18 protein-coding genes are annotated in these 21,672 nt (G+C 73.7%); 14 read left to right on the top strand and 4 right to left on the bottom strand.

Features of this window, described 5'->3' with window-relative positions; translation table 11 throughout:
* Positions 1 to 67: 67 nt before the first annotated feature.
* Positions 68 to 1,510: a tyrosine-protein kinase domain-containing protein gene (locus tag AC6JBM_RS41785; protein ID WP_497979307.1), complete on the top strand. Its 1,443-nt coding sequence runs from the start codon at positions 68 to 70 to the stop codon at positions 1,508 to 1,510.
* Here the strand turns inward: AC6JBM_RS41785 and AC6JBM_RS41780 are convergent.
* A complete protein-coding gene (locus tag AC6JBM_RS41780; protein WP_497979306.1) occupies positions 1,485 to 1,979 on the bottom strand; it encodes an arsenate reductase/protein-tyrosine-phosphatase family protein in 495 nt (164 codons plus the stop codon). The two genes, AC6JBM_RS41785 and AC6JBM_RS41780, sit on opposite strands and share 26 nt — an antisense overlap.
* A gap of 27 nt (positions 1,980 to 2,006) precedes the next feature.
* On the opposite strand from AC6JBM_RS41780, the gene AC6JBM_RS41775 reads away from it, so the two are divergent.
* From AC6JBM_RS41775 to AC6JBM_RS41720, 12 genes are read left to right on the top strand one after another with little or no spacing between them, the layout of a single operon-like run.
* Complete coding sequence (locus tag AC6JBM_RS41775) at positions 2,007 to 3,125, top strand: aminotransferase class I/II-fold pyridoxal phosphate-dependent enzyme (protein ID WP_497979305.1); 1,119 nt, start codon at positions 2,007 to 2,009, stop codon at positions 3,123 to 3,125.
* The gene (locus AC6JBM_RS41770; protein WP_497979304.1) at positions 3,122 to 3,697 is read left to right on the top strand and encodes a sugar transferase; all 576 of its coding nucleotides are present in this window, start codon (positions 3,122 to 3,124) and stop codon (positions 3,695 to 3,697) included. Before AC6JBM_RS41775 ends, AC6JBM_RS41770 begins: the two co-directional genes overlap by 4 nt.
* The gene (locus tag AC6JBM_RS41765; protein ID WP_497979303.1) at positions 3,694 to 4,317 is read left to right on the top strand and encodes an acetyltransferase; all 624 of its coding nucleotides are present in this window, start codon (positions 3,694 to 3,696) and stop codon (positions 4,315 to 4,317) included. Before AC6JBM_RS41770 ends, AC6JBM_RS41765 begins: the two co-directional genes overlap by 4 nt.
* Positions 4,314 to 5,468: a glycosyltransferase gene (locus AC6JBM_RS41760; RefSeq protein ID WP_497979302.1), complete on the top strand. Its 1,155-nt coding sequence runs from the start codon at positions 4,314 to 4,316 to the stop codon at positions 5,466 to 5,468. The genes AC6JBM_RS41765 and AC6JBM_RS41760 overlap by 4 nt, the downstream gene beginning before the upstream one ends.
* Positions 5,465 to 6,718, top strand: a complete 1,254-nt coding sequence (locus AC6JBM_RS41755; protein ID WP_497979301.1) for a lipopolysaccharide biosynthesis protein — start codon at positions 5,465 to 5,467, stop codon at positions 6,716 to 6,718. Before AC6JBM_RS41760 ends, AC6JBM_RS41755 begins: the two co-directional genes overlap by 4 nt.
* Positions 6,708 to 7,937 (top strand): O-antigen polymerase, encoded by a 1,230-nt coding sequence (locus tag AC6JBM_RS41750; protein WP_497979300.1) that lies wholly within the window; start codon positions 6,708 to 6,710, stop codon positions 7,935 to 7,937. The genes AC6JBM_RS41755 and AC6JBM_RS41750 overlap by 11 nt, the downstream gene beginning before the upstream one ends.
* Complete coding sequence (locus AC6JBM_RS41745; protein ID WP_497979299.1) at positions 7,922 to 9,130, top strand: glycosyltransferase; 1,209 nt, start codon at positions 7,922 to 7,924, stop codon at positions 9,128 to 9,130. Before AC6JBM_RS41750 ends, AC6JBM_RS41745 begins: the two co-directional genes overlap by 16 nt.
* Positions 9,120 to 10,901: a DUF4012 domain-containing protein gene (locus AC6JBM_RS41740; protein WP_497979298.1), complete on the top strand. Its 1,782-nt coding sequence runs from the start codon at positions 9,120 to 9,122 to the stop codon at positions 10,899 to 10,901. Before AC6JBM_RS41745 ends, AC6JBM_RS41740 begins: the two co-directional genes overlap by 11 nt.
* A gap of 58 nt (positions 10,902 to 10,959) precedes the next feature.
* On the top strand, positions 10,960 to 11,649 hold the full coding sequence (locus AC6JBM_RS41735) for a hypothetical protein (protein WP_497979297.1): 690 nt from the start codon (positions 10,960 to 10,962) through the stop codon (positions 11,647 to 11,649).
* A gap of 18 nt (positions 11,650 to 11,667) precedes the next feature.
* Positions 11,668 to 12,987: a nucleotide sugar dehydrogenase gene (locus AC6JBM_RS41730; protein ID WP_497979296.1), complete on the top strand. Its 1,320-nt coding sequence runs from the start codon at positions 11,668 to 11,670 to the stop codon at positions 12,985 to 12,987.
* A 31-nt stretch (positions 12,988 to 13,018) separates the two neighbouring features.
* The gene (locus AC6JBM_RS41725; RefSeq protein ID WP_497979295.1) at positions 13,019 to 14,830 is read left to right on the top strand and encodes an ArnT family glycosyltransferase; all 1,812 of its coding nucleotides are present in this window, start codon (positions 13,019 to 13,021) and stop codon (positions 14,828 to 14,830) included.
* A gap of 42 nt (positions 14,831 to 14,872) precedes the next feature.
* Positions 14,873 to 15,847 (top strand): hypothetical protein, encoded by a 975-nt coding sequence (locus AC6JBM_RS41720; RefSeq protein ID WP_497979294.1) that lies wholly within the window; start codon positions 14,873 to 14,875, stop codon positions 15,845 to 15,847.
* A gap of 16 nt (positions 15,848 to 15,863) precedes the next feature.
* On the opposite strand, the gene AC6JBM_RS41715 is transcribed toward AC6JBM_RS41720, so the two are convergent.
* The 3 genes from AC6JBM_RS41715 to AC6JBM_RS41705 are packed head-to-tail and all read right to left on the bottom strand — an operon-like array spanning position 15,864 to position 20,307.
* The gene (locus AC6JBM_RS41715) at positions 15,864 to 17,333 is read right to left on the bottom strand and encodes an O-antigen ligase family protein (protein WP_497979293.1); all 1,470 of its coding nucleotides are present in this window, start codon (positions 17,331 to 17,333) and stop codon (positions 15,864 to 15,866) included.
* Positions 17,333 to 18,280: a glycosyltransferase family 2 protein gene (locus AC6JBM_RS41710; RefSeq protein WP_350609974.1), complete on the bottom strand. Its 948-nt coding sequence runs from the start codon at positions 18,278 to 18,280 to the stop codon at positions 17,333 to 17,335. The genes AC6JBM_RS41715 and AC6JBM_RS41710 overlap by 1 nt, the downstream gene beginning before the upstream one ends.
* Positions 18,281 to 18,327: 47 nt before the next feature.
* Positions 18,328 to 20,307: a hypothetical protein gene (locus tag AC6JBM_RS41705; protein WP_497979292.1), complete on the bottom strand. Its 1,980-nt coding sequence runs from the start codon at positions 20,305 to 20,307 to the stop codon at positions 18,328 to 18,330.
* 136 nt (positions 20,308 to 20,443) lie between these two features.
* Between AC6JBM_RS41705 and AC6JBM_RS41700 the strand changes: the two genes are divergently transcribed.
* A complete protein-coding gene (locus AC6JBM_RS41700; RefSeq protein WP_497979291.1) occupies positions 20,444 to 21,613 on the top strand; it encodes an LCP family protein in 1,170 nt (389 codons plus the stop codon).
* Positions 21,614 to 21,672 lie beyond the last annotated feature (59 nt).

Here is a 21,672-nt window from a genome sequence, read left to right as displayed (position 1 = left end):
TCGCTCCCGAACCCCCGGTCGAGATGTCACGCTGTGTTGAGCTAACGGCTACGGGAGGTCATGGCGTATGGAGCTGCGCGACTACGTCAGCGCGGTCCGCAAACGCTGGTGGCTGGTGGCCACGACGGCGTGCCTCGCGCTGGTCGCCGCGGTGGTGGTGACCGCCCAGACGGCGCCGACCTACGCCGCGAGCGTCACCTTCTTCGTGAGCACCCCGAGCAGCGGGGTCACCGACGCCTACCAGGGCGGCCTGTTCTCACAGCAGCGCGCCCGCTCCTACGTGAACCTCGTCGGCAGCGACCGGCTCGCGACGGCGGTCGCCGCCGACCCGAGCGTCGGCCTCGACGCCGCCGGGGTGCGCCGGCGGATCAGCGCGCGCACGGTGCCGGACACGGTGCTGCTGGAGGTCACCGTCATGGACACCGACAGCGCGCGGGCCCTGCGGATCACCGACGCGGTCGCGACGAAGTTCGCCGCGCTCGTGGCGACGCTGGAGACCCCGCCCGGCGGCACCAACCCGACCGTGCGCGTCGACGTGGTCACCGGGCCCTCGGTCAGTACCGACCCCATCAGCCCCCAGCCGGCCCGCAACTTCGCGGTCGCGCTCCTGCTCGGCCTGGTCGCGGGCGCCGCCGCCGCGGTGCTGCGGGAGTTGCTGGACAACAGCATCCGCTCGGTCGCGGCGCTGCGGCAGGCCACGAAGAAGGCGATTCTGGCCGCGGTACCGCACGATGCCCACGCCGTCGAGTCGCCCCTGCTCGTCGAGGACGCCGCCTGGTCCCCGCGCGGGGAGGCGATGCGGCACCTGCGCACCAACCTGCAGTTCGTCGACCCGGACCGGCGGGCCCGCTGCGTCGTGGTGACCAGCGCGCTGCCGGACGAGGGCAAGTCCACGATCGCGTGCAACCTGGCGATCGTGCTCGCCGAGGCGGGGCACCGGGTGCTGCTGGTGGACGCGGACGTACGCCGCCCGAAGCTCGCCGAATATCTCGACCTGGAGGGCGCGGTCGGCCTGACCAATGTCCTCGTCGGGCAGGTCGACGTCGACACGGCGGTGCAGCGCTGGGGCGAGCAGGAGCTCTACGTGCTGCCCAGCGGCACGATCCCGCCCAACCCGAGCGAACTGCTCGGCTCCCAGCAGATGACCCGGCTGCTGGCCGAGGTCAGCGAGGACTTCGAGTACGTCGTGGTGGACACCTCGCCGCTGCTCGTCGTCACCGACGCGGCCGTGGTCGCCAGCCGGGCCGACGGGGCGGTGCTGGTCACGCGGGCCGGGCGGACCACGGTCACCCAGGCCCAGGCGGCCGTCGAGGCGATCGAGGCCGTCTCGGCGCGGCTGTTCGGCTGCGTGCTCAACGGGGCCAAGGGCGGCAACGGGGACGGCTACACCTACGCGTACTACGGCCCCCACGAGGGCGCCCACCGCCCGCAGCGCGCCCTGCCCGCGGCCCCGGCGAAGCCGGTCGACGAGGAGCCCCAGCCGGTCAAGGCCGGAACGCGGGGAGCCTGAGGATGCCCTCGATCGTCGCGGCGCACTCGCGGAAGCCCTCGATCGGGCCGCCGAAGGGATCCTCGAGATCGTCGTCGGCCGGGGTGCCGGGCTGCAGGCGCCCGCGAACCGCGGAGATGTCCCGCGGCGACACCGGCCCGGGCGGCAGCGCCGCGACGTACCGCGCGTACTGCCGCAGCGTGAACGTCCGGCCCGCGGTGGCCGGGGCCAAGGTCACGCAGTGCGCGCGCTCGGCCCGCGTCGCGGTCAGCACCAGCGGCGCGGTCAGCAGCAGCGACGGCACCACGCGGCGGCTGACGAAGGCCGACGGGTCCGCGCCGTGCTCGCGCAGGACGGTCTCGGCGTGCTCGGGCATCTCGAGGCCCGGCACGGCGTGGGTTCCGGCGCTCGCGGCGTCCAGGCCGAGCGCGCGGGCCAGCCGCTCGGCCATCGCGGACCGGCACCGGTTGGCCCGGCAGACGAACAGCATCAGGGCCGACTCCAGCGGGGGTATGTGGTGAACACGCGGATCTTCCTGTCGGCGCCCGACGTCTCGGGTGTCGAGGAGCGCTACCTGGTCAACGCGCTGAGGTCCGGGTGGGTCGCGCCCGTCGGCCCGGATCTCGACGCTTTCGAGGCCGAGGTCGCCCGCCGGTGCGGCACCGCGCACGCCGTCGGGGTCAGCTCCGGCACCGCGGCCCTGCACCTGGCCCTGCTCGCGATCGGCGTCGGGCCGGGCGACGCGGTGATCGTGCCGACGCTGACGTTCGCGGCCACGGCCAACGCGGTCGTCTACACCGGCGCCGAGCCGGTCTTCGTGGACAGCCTGCCGGGCGACGGCAACCTCGACCCGGATCTCACCGCGGCCACCGTCGCCGAGCTGCGGCGCGAGGGCCGGATCGTGAGCGCGATCGTGCCGGTGGACCTGTTCGGCTCGGTCGCCGAGTACGCGTCGCTGACCGACCTCGGCGTGCCCGTGATCGAGGACGCCGCGGAGGCGCTCGGGGCGAGCCGGGACGGGCGGCCGGCGGGCTCCTTCGGCCGGGCGGCCGCGCTGTCGTTCAACGGCAACAAGATCATTACGAGCTCGGGCGGCGGCATGGTCGTCACCGACGACAAGGACCTCGCGGCCCGCTGCCGGCACCTGGCCACCCAGGCCCGGGAGCCGGTCGCGCACTACGAGCACCGCGACATCGGCTACAACTACCGCCTGTCGAACCTGCTCGCCGCGCTCGGCCGGGCCCAGCTGTCCCGCCTGGACGAGATGATCGGGCGGCGAAGGGCTCTGCGGGAGCGGTACGCCAAAATCTTCGCGGCAACGGACGGCACCCGCCTGCTGGGTGAGGGCGACCTCAGCGCGAACTGCTGGCTCACCACGCTGATCGTCGAGCCCGAGCGGGCCGGCTGGGCCGCCGCCGACCTCGGCGCGTGGCTGGCCGCCCGCGACATCGAGACGCGGCCGGTGTGGAAGCCGATGCACGCCCAGCCGGTGTTCCGCGGCCACCGGGCCGCCCTCACCGGCGTGGCCGACCGGCTCTTCGCCACCGGCCTCAACCTGCCCAGCGGCTCGGGGATGCGCGACGACGCCCAGCGGCGGGTCTTCGACGCGATCGGCGACTTCCTGGACGCGCGATGAGGCGCCCGCTCGACCTGCTCGCCGCCTCGGCCGCCGCGCTCCTGCTGGCCCCGGTCATCGCGGCCACCGCGGTCTTCGTCCGCGCCACGCTGGGCGGGCCGGTGCTGTTCCGCCAGGAGCGGGCCGGGCGCCACGGCGAGCCGTTCACGCTGGTCAAGTTCCGCTCGATGCGGGAGGGGCCGGGCTCGGACGCCGAGCGGCTCACGGCGGCCGGGCGGTTCCTGCGCGCGTCTAGCCTCGACGAGCTGCCGGCCCTGTGGAACGTGCTGCGCGGGGACATGAGCCTGATCGGGCCGCGGCCGCTGCCGGTGGCCTACCTCGAGCGCTACTCCGCCGAGCAGCGCCGCCGCCACGACGTGCGCCCCGGGATCACCGGCCTGGCCCAGGTGCGCGGGCGCAACGCGCTGAGCTGGGAGCAGAAGTTCGCCTACGACCTCGAATACGTGCGCAACCGGTCGCTCGGGCTGGACCTGCGCATCCTCGCCGAGACCGTGCGCACGGTGCTGCGCCGCGACGGCATCACCGCGCAGGGGGCGGCCACCGCCCACGAGTTCGAAGGTCTACCGCGATGAAGAACGGTCTGGTCATCGTCGGCTGCGGCGGGCACGGGCGGGAGCTGCTCATGATCGCCCGGGCGGCCGGGATGCCGGTGCGCGGCTTCGTCGACGACGGGCCGAGCCAGCGCAACCTCGACCGCATCGCCGCGCTCGGGGTGCCGTTCCTGGGCCCCAGCTCCCGGCTGAGCGACGAGCGGCCCTCGATCGGCTACGTCATCGGCATCGGCGACCCGCGCATCCGCGCGCGCATCGACGACGACCTGCGCCTGCACGGGCTGGCCGCGGCGACCCTGGTGCACCCGGCGGCGACGATCGGCGCCGACGCGGTGCTCGGCGAGGGGTTCGTGGCGTTCCCGGGCGCCCGGGTCACCACCAACGTCACCATCGGCCGCCACGTGCACCTCAACCAGAACTGCACCGTCGGGCACGACTCGGTGCTGGAGGACTTCGTCCAGGTCAACCCGCTCGCGGCGATCTCCGGCGACTGCCACGTCGGCCCCGGGGTGCTCATCGGCACCACCGCGTGCGTGCTGCAGGGGCTGCGGGTGGGCGCGGACGCGACCGTCGGCGCCGGGGCCTGCGTGACCCGGGACGTCGGCGCGAAGACGACCGTCAAGGGGGTACCCGCGAAATGAAGGTGGCTCTGGTCCTCAAGACGGACGAGGGCGGGCGCTGGACCCTGCCGCACGTCGACGAGCTGCGCGAGCGCGGCCACGAGGTCGTCGCGGTGTTGCCCCCGGGGCACGAAGGGCGGCTGCGCAAGGCACTGCACGACCGGGGCGTCGACGTGGTGCAGTCCGCGTTCGACTTCCGCTTCCGCCCGTCGCCCGCCACCCTGACCGGCCTGCTCGGGCTGCGCCGGCAGCTGCGCGGGATCGACCCGGACGTGCTGCACTACCACCTGTACGCCTCCGCGCTGGCCTGCCGCCTGGCCGCCCTCGGCCTCGACGCGGCCAAGGTGCACATGGTGCCCGGCCCGCTGTTCCTGGAGTCGCCGCTGATCCGGTCGGTGGAGCGCTTCCTGTGCCGGCTCGACGACGTGGTCATCGGCGGCAGCGAGCACATCGCCCGCCTGTACCGCGAGATCGGCCTGGCCGACGAGCGCACCCCGGCGATCCCGTACGGCGTCGACACCGACGATTTCACCCCGCCCTCGCCCGCCTACCGGGCCGCGTCCCGCGAGGCCCTCGGCGCCGGCGACGACACGTTCGTGGTGGGCATGGTCGCCTACGTCTACGCCCCGAAGCGCCTGATCCGCCCCGGCCGCGGCGTGAAGGGCCACGACGTGCTCCTGACCGCCTGGAAGGCGTTCGCGCGGGACCGCCCGGACGCGCGCCTGGTGCTGCTCGGCGGCGGCTTCGACGCGACCGGCGCGGCGCACAAGCGCGAGCTGCTGGCCCGCTTCGACGTCGCGGGCGACCCGAGCATCGACTGGCACGAGTCCGTTCTCGACGTGCGCGACTGCTATGCGGCCGCGGACCTCAGCGTGAGCCCGTCGCTGTCGGAGAACCACGGCGCCGCGGTCGAGGCCGCCGCCATGGGCGTGCCGAGCATCGTCTCCGACGCTGGCGCGCTGCCGGAGACCGTCGATCCGGCGTCGGGCTGGGTGGTGCCCCGCGACGACCCCGAGGCGCTGCTGGGCGCGCTGCGGGAGGCGTACGCCGACTTCCGCGCCGGCACCCTGGCCCGCCGCGGCGAGCTCGCCCGGGAGCGGGCCGAGCGACTGTTCGCCCAGCGCCCCGCCGCCCGCGCGGTCGCGGACGTCCTGGAGAACGCCGCGCGATGACGACGACCAGGCACCGCACCAGCCCCGTCAGGCGGCCGTCCTTCACGGGCAACCTGGCCTGGAGCGTGGCCGGCAACGGCGGCTACGCGCTGTGCCAGTGGCTCGTGCTCGTGGTGGTCGCCCGGCTGGGCACGCCCGCCATGGTCGGCGACTACGCGCTGGGGCTCGCGATCGGGGCGCCGGTCGTGCTGCTGGCCAACCTGTCGCTGCGCACGGTCCTGGTGACCGACCCGAACGGCGAGCACCCGTTCCGCCGCTACCTGAGCGTCCGGCTGGTCGGCATGGGCGTGGCCATGGGCGTGATCTCGGCGATCGTGATCACCTTCGGCCTGCCCCCGGCCGTCGTACTCCTGGTGGGTGCGGCCAAGGCCTTCGACGGCATCGGCGACATCTACCTGGGCCTGCTCCAGCGCCACCACGACCAGCGCAGCATCGCGGTCGCCCAGCTCGTCAACGGCGGCCTGACCGTCGCGCTGGTCGCCGCCCTGCTCTGGGGCACCAGCAGCGTCGCGTGGGCCGCCGCCGGCTCCGCGGCCGCGTCCGCGCTGACCTGGCTCATGTGCTGCGCGCCGTTCGCGGGCCGCTTCCACAACCGCCCCGACCCGCGGGCCAAGCAGCACACCCACCGCGCCGCGGGCGGGGTCGCCGAGCTGCTGTGGACCGCGCTGCCGCTGGGCCTGGCCTCCGGGCTCTCCTCGCTGACCGTGAACGTGCCGCGGTACGCCCTCGAGCACCGCCTCGGCGCCACCGCGCTCGGCGTGTTCGCCGCGGCCGGGTACCTCGTGCTCACCGGCAACGTCTTCTTCTCCGCGATCGCCCAGACCCTGCTGCCCCGCCTGACCGAGCTGCGCGTCAACGGCACCCCGGCCGGCTTCCGCAGCCTGCTGTGGCAGTCGCTGCTCGGCGTCGCGGTGGCCGGCGGGCTGGGCGTGTGGGCCGCGTGGCTCTTCGGCTCCGAGCTCCTGCGGCGGCTGTACGGCGAGGAGTACGCCGGTCAGGGCCGGGTGCTCACGGTGCTGACCCTGGCCACCGTGGTCGGCGGCGTCTGCTTCGTGCTCGACGCCGGCCTCTCCGCCGCGCGCCGCTTCACCGGCCAGCTCGCCGTGAACGCGGCCGTGCTCCTCGCCGCCGGGCTGGCCGCGCTGCTGCTGGTGCCCCGCTACGGGGTGCTCGGGGCGGCGTGGGCCACCGCGGCCGCCGCGATCGTGCACTGCGCGCTGAAGTGGGAGGTGCTGCGGCGTGCCCTTTGACCTCGCGGCCCAGCCCTGGTGGTCGGCCGGCCTCGCCGCCCTGGCCGTGCCGGTGCTGCTGTTCGCGGGGGGCCGGCGGGACATGCTGGCCTACCTCGCCGCGTACTTCCTGCTCTTCGGCTTCGGCCCGGTGGTGAGCTACCTGCTCGGCGGCACCATCTACTTCGGCACGAACACGCTGCTCATCGGCCGGGCCGCGCTCGGGCTCCTGCTCGCCTTCGCCGGGGTCGCCGCGGCCGGGCTGCTGCTGCGTCAGCGCCGCGACATCCGCGACCCCATCCAGCTGCTCGAGACCGGCCGGCGGATGCCGCTCGTGCCCGCGGTGCTGGCGCTGCTGGCGCTGTACGCGCTGGGGGTCCTGGCCTGGGGCGGCCCCGCGTTCCTGGCCGGCAACAAGCTGGACCGCATCGCCGTCGCCGGCCCGTTGCACTACGACTACCTGTTGCTGGAGATGTGCGCCTGCGCGCTGTACTTCATCGCGCAGGAGAGCTCGACCGGCCGCTTCGCCTACCGGGTCAACCTGGGCGCCTACATCGCCTACTGCCTGGCCACCGGCGAGCGCGACTTCGTCTTCGTGCTCTTCGCCCTGGTCCTGCACCGGGAGCTGGTGCGCACCGAGCGCCGGCTGCCGCGCTCGGTGCTGTGGGGCGCCGGGCTGCTGCTCGGCGCGACCGCCCTCTTCGCACTGCGGGGGAGCGGCACGCAGGGCGGCACGGACGCGAGCGCGATTCTCAACCAGGGCTCGGTGCTGTTCGTCGACACCTGGGTGATGGGGCACGTGCCGTCGACGGAGCCGTACATGCACGGCGCCAGCTACCTGCACGCGCTCGTGAACCTGATCCCGGGCCAGCACCAGACCCCGCTCGCGCAGTGGCTCGTGGACCGGTACGCGCCCGGCAGCGACTCCGGCTACGGGTTCTCGCTCACCGGGGAGGCGTACGCGAACTTCGGGCTGGCCGGCATCCCGGTGCTCTTCGCGCTGCTCACCGCCGTGCACCGCTGGCTCGTCAACCGCGTGGACCGGGCGCCGGTGTACGCCTACGCCAGCATCCTGTTCACGGTCGCCTGGATGTACGGCTTCCGCGGCGAGAGCCAGTCGCTGCTCAAGACGGTCGTCTACGGCGCGGTGTTCTTCGGCGTGATCCGCATGGTCTCGGCTCGTGCCCATGATTCGGCTCGCGCCGACGATGAGGAGCCCCTCGCATGCGTCTCGTCGTGACGACCGAGCAGCGGTACCTGCGCACCCCGGACGGCGCCGTCTGGTCCACGACGGGCGCCCCCAACGACTTCTGGCAGCGCTACCGGGCCGTCTTCGGCGAGGTCCGGGTGGTGGCCCGCTGCGAGGAGAGCCCCGGTCACCCGCCCGGGGCCGTCCGCGTCGACGGCAACGGGGTCGAGGTGTACCCGCTCCCGCACTACGTCGGCCCGGGGCGGTACCTGCTGCGGCTGCCGCGCATCAGGCGCGCGCTGCGGGAAGCCGTGGCGCCCGGCGACGCCGTGCTGCTGCGGGTGCCCTCGGCGATCGGCACGCTCCTGCGCAAGCGCCTGCGGGCGGCGCCGTTCGGGCTCGAGGTCGTCGGCGACCCGCACGACGTCTTCGCCCCCGGCGCCTCCCGGCACCCGCTGCGGCCGCTGCTGCGCTGGTGGTTCACGCGCCGCCTGCGCGCCCAGTGCCGGGCCGCGTCCGCGGTCTCCTACGTCACCGAGCGCGCGCTGCAGGCCCGCTACCCGGCCGCGCCCGGCGCCGTCACCGCCGCGTACTCGAGCATCCAGCTGGAGGAGGCCGCGTTCGCCGGGGCGCCCCGGCGGGACACCGGCTCGGCGCGCGTCGCGCTGCGGCTGGTCACCGTCGGCTCGCTGGAGCAGCCGTACAAGGGGATCGACACGCTCATCGAGGCGCTGCCGCTGCTGGCCGGCAACGGCATCGAGGCGAGCCTGGTGCACGTCGGCGACGGCCGGTGCCGGGCCGACCTGGAGCGGCTGGTGCGCGAGCGCCGGCTCGGCGGCCGGGTCTCCTTCGCCGGGGCCGTCCCGCCGGGCGCGCCCGTGCGCCTGTTCCTCGACGACGCCGACCTCTTCGTGCTCCCCTCGCGCACCGAGGGCCTGCCCCGGGCCCTGATCGAGGCGATGGCCCGCGGCCTGCCCGCCGTCGCCTCCGCCGTCGGGGGCGTGCCCGAGCTGCTCGGCGGCGCCCGCCTGGTCCCGCCCGGGGACCCGGCGGCGCTGGCCCGCGCGATCACCGCGCTCGCGGCCGACCCCGCCGCGATGGCCGCCGCCTCGGCCCGCAACCTCGGCCGGGCCCGCGCCTACGCCGCCGAGACCCTCGAGCGAAGGCGCGCGGACTTCTACCGCGCCCTGCGTGTCCTCACCGCCCCCGATCGAGTCGAGGAGGTGGTCAGCGGTGCCGATTGAACAGCTCAAGCGCCTGCTGCGGACCCGGCGACGGCGGATCGTCGCCGCGGCCGTGGTCGTGCTGGTGGTGCTCGCCGGGTTCGGGCTGCGCCTGGCGACGGTGGGCGCGGACGCGGCCGGGCATCTGCAGCGGGCCGCGACGCTGGTCGGGGACCTCGAGGCGCAGCTGCGCGCCGGGGACCTGGCCGCGGCCCGGCGCACCACGGCGGATCTGCAACGGCAGACCGGTGCGGCCCGGGCCGACGCGCACGGCCCGAGTTGGTGGCTGGGCAGCCGCCTGCCCGTGGCCGGGGACGATCTCACCGCGGTGGGGGCGGTCGCCGACGCGATCGACGCGCTCGCCCGGGAGGTGCTGCCGCCGCTGCTGGACGCCGCCGACGGCATGACCGCCGCCATGGACGGGGACGCCACGCGGCTCACATCGGTGGCGGGCGCCGCACCGCGGATCGCCGAGGCCGCCACCGTCGCCAAGGCCGCCCGGCACCGGCTCGCCGGGCTCGACCGCGGCGGCCTCAACGCCCGGGTGCGCACCGCGCTGGACCAGGTCGACGCCGGCCTGGACCGGGTCGTGCCGATGCTCGACCCGGCCGCCCAGGCCGCCAAGCTGCTGCCGGCGCTGCTCGGGGCCGACGGGCCGCGGACCTACCTCGTGCTGTTCCAGAACCTCGCCGAGGCCCGCGCCACCGGCGGCATGCCCGGCGCCTTCGCCGTCGTGCGGACCGACCACGGCCGGGTCTCCCTCGTGGAGCAGGGCACCGCGGCCAAGACGCTGCGCGACTTCGACGCGCCGGTGCTGCCGCTCGACCCGGACCAGGAGGACCTGTTCACCAACCGGCTCGGCACCTACCCGGCCGACGTGAACCTGACCCCCGACTTCCCGACCGCGGCCGCGCTGATCCGGGAGATGTACCGCCAGCGCTCCGGCCGGGCCGTCGACGGCGTGCTCGCCACCGACCCGGTCGCGCTCGCCTACCTGCTCGGCGCGACCGGCCCGGTGAGCCTGCCCGGCGGCGCGCAGCTGACCGGGGCGACGGCGGTGCGGCAGCTGCTGTCCGAGGTGTACCTCAAGATCGCCGCCGAGCCGGACCAGGACGCCTTCTTCGCCGGGGCGGCCAAGGCGGTGCTCGACAAGCTCATGGGCGGGGTGCCGATGAGCCGGAGCATCGTGCAGGCCCTGACCCGGGCGATGGACGAGCGGCGGCTGCTGGCCTGGAGCGCGCACCCCGAGGAGCAGGCGGAGATCGCCCGGACCCCGTTCGCGGGCACGCTGCCGGCCGACGACGGCGCCCATCCCACGGTGGGTGTGTTCCTCAACGACGGCACCGGCGCGAAGCTCGGCTACTACCTGACCCACTCGGTCGCACTGGAGACCGGCCGCTGCCTCGACGACGGCACCCGCCCGCTGCGGCTGACCGTCGAGCTCGGCTCCACCGCGCCCAAGACCGGCCTGTCGCGCAGCGTGCTCGGCCTGAGCCTGGCCGGGGAGGGCGTCCTGCGCACCAACGTGCTCGTCTACGCCCCGACCGGCGGCTCGCCCATCGCGGCGAAGCAGGACGGCGCCGAAGTCGACTTCGGCACCGGCTACGAGAAGGGCCGCGAGGTCGCCGTGCTGCCCGTGGACCTCGCGCCCGGGGCGAAGAGCACCCTCGTCGTGGATCTGGTCTCGGGTCCGACGGGGACCAAGGGGGCCGTGGAACCGCGGCTCATCACGACGCCGGGCATCTCGCCGTGGGCCACTCGGTTGCAACCTGGCCCGAGTTGCGAGAAATAGTCCGGTTCACCCCTAATGCGGGTTTACGGTAATTCCCGGGGAGAGGAAAGGGAGAGTCATGCGAGCCCGAACAAGAACGTCGCTGTCAACACTGGCCGGCCTTGCCGGTGCCGTCGTCGCGGCGGCCGTGCTCGGCGCGCCGACCAGCGCTCAGGCCGCCCCGGAGGCTTCATACCCGGCGCCCGCGCCGCAGATCCGGGTGAGCGCCGCGTCGATCTCCGTCGGTGGCGCGGTCCGGCTCCAGGGGCGCAGCTTCGTGGCCGGCGAGCCGATCGGCATCAACGTGCACTACCGCAACGCCGACGGGGAGCCGTGCGATGTCATCATCAACGGCGACCGCCGCGCGGACGACGAGGGCCGATTCTCGGCCCGCATCCGGTTCGAGGCGCCCGGATACGCCGTCATCAAGGTGACCGGCAAGAAGTCGCACAAGACGCTCAAGGCCACCGTGCGCGTCAAGGACCTCCAGCACTTCAACTGGGGCGGCTGGCCGGACGACATCTTCGACGGCACGCCGCTGGCCTCCAGCCCGGCGCGCGGGCACTGGGACGGCCACGACCGCCCGGTCGGCTTCTACGGGCCGTTCCGCAGCGGCTGGTCGCCGTTCAAGCTCCAGGCGAACGAGACCGCGCTCGCCGCGCCGGAGCAGCACAAGACCTACGGTGCGGACCTGATCCCGGGCATCCTCGGGCTCACCGCGCTGGTGGGCAGCGGCTGGATCTCGTTCCGCCGCCGCCGCACGAACTGACGCTTCTGCAGTACCTCCATGGCCCGTCGGGTGTTGCTCGCCCGGCGGGCCGAGTGCTTCCCGGATAGGATGATCATGGGCAAAGTCGTCATCATCGGGCAGGGGTACGTCGGCCTGCCGCTGGCCATCCGCGCCGTCGAGGCGGGCGACGACGTCGTCGGGCTCGACGTCGACACGGACCGCATCAAGTCGCTCGGCGCCGGGATCTCGTTCGTCGAGGACATCTCCGACGAGCGCCTCGGCCGGGCGCTGGAGACCGGGCGCTACCGCCCGACCGACGACTACGCGGACGCGGCCGGCTTCGACACCTGCGCGATCACCGTGCCCACCCCGCTCACCGACGGGGTGCCCGACATCAGTCACATCGAGCACGCGGCGCTGCAGATCGCGCCGTACCTGCGCCCCGGCTGCACGGTGATCCTCGAGTCGACCACGTATCCGGGCACCACCGAGCAGGTGCTGCGGCCGCTGCTGGAGCACGCCAGCGGGCTGCGCACCCCCGACGACTTCCACCTCGGCTACAGCCCCGAGCGCATCGACCCGGGCAACCCGACGTGGCACCTGGAGAACACGCCGAAGCTCGTGTCCGGCATCGACGAGAGCTCGCTCGCGGCCACGAAGGCGTTCTACGAGCGGTTCGTGGATCGCACGGTACCGGTGTCGGCCCCGCGCACCGCCGAGCTCACGAAGCTCTTCGAGAACACGTTCCGGCACATCAACATCGCGCTGGTCAACGAGCTCGCGATCGTCGCCAACCAGCTCGGCGTGGACGTGCGCGAGGCCATCGGCGCGGCCGCGACCAAGCCCTTCGGCTTCATGGCCTTCGACCCCGGCCCCGGCGTCGGCGGGCACTGCCTGCCGATCGACCCCTCCTACCTGTCGTGGCAGGTGAAAAGGGAGGTGGGACAGCGCTTCCGGTTCATCGAGCTGGCCAACGACGTCAACGAGGGCATGCCCCGCTACGTGGTGCAGCGCATCGCCGCCGGGCTCAACACCCGCTTCAAGCCCGTCAATGGCAGCCGGATCCTGCTGCTGGGGCTGGCGTACAAGAGCAACGTCGGCGACCTGCGCGAGTCCCCGGCCCGGGCGGTCGCCGAGCTGCTCGTTGACCTGGGCGCCGACGTGCGCGCGGTCGAGCCGCACGCCCTGCCCCGCGACGTGGGCACCCTCGGCGGGGTGACGCTGGTCGATCTGACCCCGGTCGAGGTGATGGCCGCGGACGCGGTGGTGCTGCTCACCGACCACGACGACTTCGACTACTCGCTCGTCGAGGAGCACGCGCAGTACATCTTCGACACCCGCAACCGCTGCCAGGGGCGCGTCGTCGAGCGGTTGTAGGCCTCTCAGGAAAGTTCGATAGCCTGCCGCGGTGCCCGTTGCGCCGACCCGACTCCTGCTCATTCGCGCCGGCGTCGTCTTCGGCACCGCGGCGGTCGCGCTCGTCGAGCTCCTCTCGGCGCTCGGCTGGCTGAACCGCCCCGTCGTCATCGTGCTGTGGGTGGCCGCCGCCCTGGCCGTCGGCTGGCTCGGGCGGCACCGCCTTGCCGGTTTTCACCCGAAATTTCGGGACTTCTGGGGAAGCGCCGACCGGCTCGAGCGCGTGGTCGCGGTCGCGCTCGGCGGGCTGTTCCTGGCCGACCTCGTCATCGCGCTGATGGCGCCGCCGAACAACTTCGACTCGCAGACCTACCACCTGCCCAAGGTCGAGCACTGGGTGGCGCAGGGCGGGGTGGGGTTCTACCCCACGATCATCGACCGGCAGCTCGCCATGGCGCCCGGCGCGGAGTACATCCTCCTGCACCTGCGCCTGCTCACCGGCGGCGACGCGCTCTACAACCTCGTCCAGCTCGCGGCGGGCGTGTTCGGCACGCTGATCGCGTCGCGGATCGCCGCCCAGCTCGGCGGCAACCGCCGGGCCCAGCTCGTCGCGGCGCTGATCTTCGGTACGACCCCGATCGTCCTGCTCGAGGCGACCAGCACCCAGACCGACCTGGTCGTGGCCCTCTGGGTCGGCGCGGTCGCGACCCTGGTGCTCGACGAGCGCGGGCGCGCGACCCCCTGGCCGGCGGTGGTCCTGCTCGGCGCGGCCGCGGGCCTGACCCTGCTCACCAAGGCGACCGGCCTGCTCGCCGCGGGTCCCCTGCTCGTGTGGTGGTTCGTGGAGCAGGTGCGCCGCCGCGAGTGGCTGCGGGCCGGGGCCGGCACCGCGATCGTCGTGGCCATGATGGCGCTCATCGCCGGCCCGTACCTGTGGCGCGTCGAGACCACCTACAGCAACCCGCTCGGCCCCGACCACCTGCGCGATTCGATCTCGATGCAGCGCCACAACCCCGCCTCGGTGCTGATCAACGCGCTGCGGATCGCCGAGACGGCCCTGCAGACGCCGGCCGGGCCCGTGGGCGCGGGCGCGATCCGCGGCCTGGCCCACGCGATCGGCGTCGACCCGGACGCGCGCGACATCACGTACTGGGGCGCGACCTACCCGTACACCTCCTGGCCCCCCGACGAGGACCGGGTCTCCCTGCCGGTGCAGGGCGCCCTGATCCTGATCGGCGCGGCCGTCCTGCTGTGGCGGCGGAGCCCGGCGCGGGTCTACGCGTCCCTCTTCTGGCTGGCCATGCTCGCGTACGTCGTGCTGGTCAAGTGGCAGCCGTGGGGCAACCGGCTCATCGTCTTCCTGATCCTGCTGGGCACGCCGCTGGCCGCGCTCTGGGTCGAGCCGCTGCTGGTCCTGCGCCGCCGGGCGGTCGCCCGCCTCATGGCCGGGCTGCTCGTGATCGGCGCCCTGGCCGGGGCCGCGGCCGTGACCGTCGGGTGGCCGCGGCGGCTGGTCGGGCCCGGCTCGGTGTTCACCACGTCCACGCTGGACGAGCGGTTCGTCCGCCGGCCGGAGTGGGGCCGCGACTACCGGTGGGCGGCGGACGCGATCAACGCCTCGGGGGCCCGGCGCGTCGGCATCATCCAGGGGTACAACAGCTGGGAGTACCCCTGGTGGATCCTGCTCAAGGGCGACGACCTGGTGTCGATGCAGTCGCTGCAGCCGGATCACCCGCCCCCGCCGATCGAGTCCGTCGACGCGGTCGTCTGCGTGGACCCGCCCAACGGCTGCGGCTTCCACATCCCGGCGAGCTGGAACCCGCAGACCCGGGGCGAAGTGACCTACGCCATTCGTCCCCGCTGATGCAAAGGTTCCGGGCCCCCCGCGCGTGTAGTCCGCGAGGGGGTGCCCGCGGTCGACTTCGCCGGCGCCGCCATGGCCCGCGGCCGGAGCATCCGCCGCCGCCGGCGCGTCGCCGCCGGTGCGGGCGCGCTCGCCGCCGTGGTCGCGATCCTGCTGCCGTTCGCGGTGCGGCACGACGCCGACCGGCGGCCGGTTCCCCCGGTCGTCGCGTCCCCGGGGCCCGCGGTCACGTTGCCCGGCGGCTGGCGGCTGATGGGAGCGGGCCGCCAGGCCCTGAACGCCAAGGGCGCCTACGTCCTGCTGGAGTCCGGTTCCCGGCGGCCGGTGGTGGCCCCGGCCGGGTACCGCGCGCTGAGCCAGGACGGTTCGGGCGACCCGCCGGTGGTCATCGACGTCAACGGCGGCCAGCCGGCGCAGCTCGGGCCCACCGACGTCTTCGGCGACCTGATCCGCTGGTCCCCGAGCGGCGACCGTCTGGTCTCCGCCTACTCCGTGAAGGACACCGGCGAGTTCGGCTTCTCGATCTTCGACGCCCGCACCGGCGAGGCGACCAGGCACGCGTTCGACCACACGAAGTACGACTGCAGCCAGTGCGAGTTCGCGTTCACCCGCGACGGCCGGGAGGTCTACATGACCCTGGCCGACCGCTCGCTCGGCGAGGCCGGGGACCTGCCGGGCGGCCTGCAGTTCTTCGACGCCACGACCGGGGCCCCGACCCGCTCGGTCCCGGCCCGGGTGTGGACCGCGGCGAGCGCGTACGCCTTCTCGCCGGACGGCCGCTACCTGATCGCCCCGGGCGATCGGGCTACCGGGCAGTACCAGCGCGTCGACCTGACCACCGGCAGGTCCGAGACGTTCGCCCCGGATGCCGAGGCGGTGTGGGTCGACGACACCACGCTGCTGGCGCCCGTGGGCAACGGGGTGGCGGTGCTGCGACCGGACGGCACCCGGGTGTCCGAGTGGCCCGTGGACGACCCGGACCTCGCCCCGCCGTTCGTCCTCGGGCCGCCGGCCTAGGACAGGGCCTGGCCGGCTAGGAGACGGCGAGCTCGGGCTCGGGGGTCACGTCGGCCGGCTCGTCGCGGCGCAGGAGCGTCCTCGCCTCGCCCGCGGCGAGCAGGAGCCAGATGGCGCCGTTGGTGCCGCCGATGAGCCAGTCCTCGGTCGCGATGGTCGGGACCACCGCCAGAGCGCCGACGGTGAACCAGGCGGCCGGGAGCGCGCCGTTCGGGCGGCGCCGGATCGCGTGCCAGAGCAGCAGGGCGAGGCCGAGCAGGAAGGCGGCCGCGCCCAGGACGCCGCCGCGGCGGAAGGCGCCCACGGCGGCGTTGTCGGTGTTGAGCTGACGCCGCGGGCCCTCGATCGGGTTGCCGTCGTCGAGGCGCTCGACCACGGCCCGGGAGGTCCGCGCGTCGCCGAAGGTCTTCTCGGCCCACCCCGCGTCCTTCCAGTCCACCCAGACCTGGCGCCAGGTGTCGGTGCGGCCGCTGGTGACGTCGCCCGGGTTGTCGGCGAAGCGGTCCTTGAGCACCCACTGGTAGCCGCCGCCGAGCGTCAGCACGATCGCGATCACCGCGAACGGGAGGGCCAGCGCGGGCCACCGCCGGTCGAGGCCCTCGGCGTGCTCGTGGCGCTTCCACAGGGCCAGGCCGAGGTGCACGACCGCGGCCGCGGTGGCGAAGACGAAGCCGGTGCGGGACTCGCAGATCGACAGCACGAACGCGGCCAGCGCGGCCACGCCGAGCCGCTGCCACCACAGCATCGCGCGGTCGAAGCCGATCCGGATGCCGGCCACGGCCATCAGCCCGGCGAGGGAGTTCGGGTGGTAGAACAGGCCCGGCCCGCCCCAGAAGCGGTCCGTCATCACCTTCGCCGAGGCGTTGTCCGGGATGGCGTGGACCTTGTCGAAGAGGCTGCCGGAGCCGGCGAGCAGCAGCGCGGCGATGCCGAGCAGGATCGCGGCGGCCATGCCGACCGAGAGGTCCTTGCCGTGCGCGCCGCCGCGGCGCTTGGCGGCGGTGTTCAGGGCGATGAGCGCGAGCACCGCGAGGGTGAAGACGCCGGCGTAGGCGACCCGCTGCCCCGCCACCTTCCACTGCGCGACGAGCACGGCGCCGAGGATGCCGAGGAACCAGTACGCCAGGCCGAGCCACGCGGTGCCGAGCCGCGACAGGGACTTCAGCGAGCGCAGCCACGGCCACGCCCACACCGCGAAGACGACCACCTCGACCGCGAGGACGGCCCAGATGATGCCGGGGCGCTTCGTCGCCGTCCAGGTCAGGATGCCCGCGAGCACGAAGAGCCCGCCGAGCACCAGCCCCTGCAGCGTGATGCCCGGCAGGCTCAGGGCGATCCCGGCCACGGCCATCGCGATCAGGCCCGCCGCGAACGCCGCCGCCGACTGGCCGATCGAGTCGGTCCGGGTGTACTCCAGCACGCCCGCGAGGAGCGCGACGACGACAGCGACGACGGCGAAGGTCGCGCGTCCCCTGGCGGTGATCATCAGGCGTTGGTCCCTGCGCGGCGGCGGCTGAGGAAGAAGTCGCGCACCACCCGGCGAGGTCCGGCCGGCACCAGCCAGACCTGCAGGAAGGTGACGTAGTCGGTGAAGCTCGGCTTGCCGTGCTTGCGCGCCTCGTGCAGCAGGTCGAAGAAGACTCGCGGGCTGCGGCTGGCCGCGGCCATCGAGCCGACGACGCTCATCGCCAGCGCGGCGTAGGCCCGCGGGGTCACGCGCGGGCGGGTCTGGCGCAGCCACTCCAGCGACTGCTTCCACGGGGCGTCGAAGCTGATGCGGGGGCGGTTCTCGTCGGCGTACCAGATGACGAGCGGCTCCTCGGCGTAGATCAGATCCACGCCGTCCTCCTGCAGGCTGCGCAGGGTCCAGTCCAGCTCCTGCAGCCGCCGCAGCCCGTCGGCGAACGGCACCTTCCGCAGCAGGGCCGTCGGGGCCAGGATCGTCGAGGTCTGGATGAAGCCGTCGCCGTGGAACAGGCCGTGGCGCACCGCGAGGTATTCGCTGATCGGCTCGCCCGGCGCCGGCACCCGGCGGGGCATGATCAGCTCGGCCCGTGGCGTGCGCATGTAGAGCCGGCTACCCACGATAGGCTGGGCCACACCCGAGGCGCGGGCGCGCTCCAGCTGCGTGGCGAGCTTCTCCGGCAGCCACTCGTCGTCGTCGTCGAGGAACGCCACCCAGTCGGCCCGGGCGTTGTCCACGCCGCGGTTGCGGGCGTTGGGCGCGCCCCCGGACTCGGGCAGCTCGACCGGGCGGATGCGATCGTCGCCGACCGCCTCCAGCGCCGCGATCGTCGCCGGGTCCGGGCCGTCGACGACGACCACGATCTCGATGTCGGTGAGGGTCTGGGCCAGCGCACTGCGCACGGCACGCACCACCAGCTCGGGCCGGTTGCGCGTGGGGATAACGACGCTGACCTCGGGTCTTTGCACGATGACCAATCCGTCTCGGTTGCGGTGCTGCGCCACCACACGGGGTCCTATGGGTTCGCTGGCGTAGCGTACACGACCTGCACTTTCGTCGGATATTTCGCAGCCAGCGCCCGGGCCGCGGCGATGTTGGTCGGCGCGGCCGGGTCGCCGAACGCCACCGGGAGCGGCTGACCAGGCTTCACGTTCGGCCGGTGCGGGCGCTCTCCATCGACAACGAGCAGGCTCGCCTCCGGGTCGTGCACGAAGAAGCGCACGGGCACCGGGCTCTCCCGCACCAGCCGGTCCAGGTCGTCCATCGTGCTCGCCTTCCCGGCGGACCCCGGGTACAGCAGCCCGGACCAGGCCGGGAAGTAGCGGTACTGGTGCTGCAGCGCCGCCGCGCCCAGCGTCGCGGACCAGTTGCGCCACGGGCTGCCCATGAGATCGACGTTCACCGCGCCGCCGCCGTCGGGGAACATGCGGGCCATGAGCAGGGCGTCGCGGGCGGCCTCGGGCGAGCCGCGGTCCTTGCCGAGCGCGAGCTTCACGCCGGGCGCGACGGGCTCGGCGTGCCACTCGCCGCCCGCGACCGCCAGCGCGGCGACCACGGGCAGGGCCACGGCCACGCGCGCCGCGACCGACAGGCCCGGCAGGAACCGGACCAGGCCGCCGAGCGCGCACAGGCAGACCACGATCAGCAGGTGCAGCAGCTTGTCGAAGTAGTACACCGGGCGGCCGATCGTGGCGGTCTGGTACAGCCCCAGCCCGGCGGCCAGCGTGAACGCCACCGCGACGGTGAACAGGGCGGCCCGGTGGCTCGGCGCGCGCAGCCCCCGGCGCACGAGCACGGCGAGGACCGCGAGCCCGGCCAGCGCCGCCGTGGCCGGCCGGTCCACCACCCGGGCCGTGCCGTTGAGCAGCAGCTGCGTGCCGCTGGAGGCGGTCATCGCGGTCAGCGGGCCGATCGCGCTCACGAGCGCGACCAGCGCCGCGGTCAGCCAGCCCCACCAGAACCGCCACAGCCGGGCCCGCCAGATCCACCACAGCGCGGCCAGGCCGCCGAAGGGCAGGAACAGCGGGTAGCTGAACGAGATGCCGACCAGGAGCAGGGCCACGGTCACGGTCTGCTCGCCGAGGCGGTGCAGGGGCCGGACCACGATCGCCGTGAGCACCGCGCAGCAGGCGAGGCCGGCCAGTTCGTTCGGGTACCCCCGGGACAGCACGGTCACGGGGTCGCCCAGCACCAGCCAGGCGGCCGCGACGAGCAGGACGGGCAGCAGCCGGGCGTTCGTGGTGCCCGGGCCGGCCAGCCGGCGCACGGCCCACAGCACGGCCAGCGCGAGCAGCAGGAAGGTGCCGACGAGCAGCCACATCATGACGTCGGCGCTCGCCGCGGCCGAGGTGCGGCCCGTGGTCGAGGAGACGAACTTGAACAGCACCGCGTAGGCGAAGTGCAGGCCCTGGGGGTAGTTCGCGATGCCGGTGAGCTCCTCGTCCGGCACGAAGGGGCGCAGCGCCTCCGGGCGCAGGAAGAGGTATCCCCCGTTGCGCCCGATCACGTCGTAGAGCAGGTAGTGCCGGGCGATGTCCTCGCCCGCCAGCGGCAGGCCCAGGCGGCCGCCGAGGTCCCGCGCGGCGTACGGGATGAGCGACACCGCGCTGACCCCGGCCACGGCGAGCGCGAGCAGCCGGTCGAGGCGGGCCTTGCCCGGGCGCTCCAGGCGGCCCGTGGCGGCCGCGATGATCACGAGCACGGTGAAGGCGACGCCCGCGACCAGCGTCGGGTGCAGGTGCCCGGGCCAGAGGGTCAGGCCGAGACCGAAGACGCACGCGGCGCCGAAGAGCTGGGCGCAGGCGAGCAGGAACCGGTCGATGAGCCCGGTCGCGCCGCGCTGGACGGCCATCGTGCCGGCGAGCGCGAGCAGCGGCAGCAGCACGTCGAGGCGCAGCGGGTGGGCGGCCAGGGGGACGACCCAGGCGAGGACGAGGGCGAGCGCGACCGTCTTCGGGCTGGTCCGCGCCGGCGCCCGCTCGGTTTCGGGCCGCATCACCGTCACCACAAACACGCTCCGTTACTGGCCCCGTCAGTCGATTCGCGTCGGCCGCTGGGAGGTGACGATATCGCGTCGCCCCGGTACCGTCGGTTCCGGCGTCATCTCAGTGACTGATGGTGATGGAGGTGTCTTGGCTTCGCCCGGCGCGGTGCGTCCGAAGAAACGCAAGAAACGTCGGCGGGATCCGGCCTGGGCCCGGACGCTGGTCATCGTCGGCGCCCTCATGATGATCGTCGCGGGCGGCACGTTCGTGGTGAAGGACACGGTGTTCGGCTTCGCGACACGCAGCGTGCACAACGAGGATCTGCTGCCGGTCGAGAACCAGGGGCGGCACGCCTCGATCAACGGGGCGAAGAATCTGCTCCTCATCGGCATCGACCCGCGGCCGAACCAGGATCCGACAGATGCGATTCGCTCCGATTCGATCCTGATTCTGCACATTCCCGCGTCGCACGACATGGCGTTCCTGATTTCGATTCCGCGGGACACGTGGGTGTCGATTCCGCGGTACGACAACGGCAAACGCGTCTACAAGGGTGGCAAGGACAAGATCAACGGTGCGTTCGCCGAGGGCGGCTACGGGCTGACCGGCAAGGACCAGCGCAAGCACGGCACCACGCTGCTCGCCTCGACCATCAAGCAGAACTGGGGCGTGACGTTCGACGCGGCGGCGATCGTCGACTTCGTCGGATTCCAGGACGTGGTCAAGGTGCTGGAGGGCGTCGACATGTACGTCGACCAGCGCACGGTCTCGGTGCACATCGGCCACGACGCGCAGGGCAACACCAAGACGCCGTTCGAGCAGCGCGACGCGCCGGGCGGTGGCACCCAGCTGATCCCGATCAAGGGCGTGACGCCGGTGGTGTACGAGGTGGGGTACCAGCACCTCGACGCCTGGCAGGCGCTGGACTTCGTGCGCCAGCGCGAGACGCTGCCCAACAGCGACTACGACCGGCAGCGCCACCAGCAGCAGTTCATCAAGGCGCTGCTGAAGAAGATCGCCAGCAAGGAGGTGCTCGGCAACCCGGGCAAGCTCAACAAGGTCCTCGACGTCGTGGGCCGCGCGATGACGATCGACACCGGCCCGTTCGGGCTGGACGACTGGATCTTCGCGATGCGCGGGATCGACGGCGACCGGCTGCTGACGCTCAAGACGAACAACGGCGGGTTCCACCAGTCCAGCGAGAACCCGGGCGCGGAGGCGCTGGATCAGACCACGCTCGATCTGCTGGCGGCGGTGCGCTCGAAGACGGTCCCCGAGTTCGTGCTGGGCCACCAGGGGATCGTCGGCTCCTCGTAGTTACAGCGGGTGCCCGTCGATCTCCCCCCGACGGGCACCCGCTCTCCATCCCCCCAGTG

It is taken from the genome of Dactylosporangium thailandense, from assembly GCF_059739745.1.
This window is presented reverse-complemented; position numbering and strand designations above follow the sequence as displayed.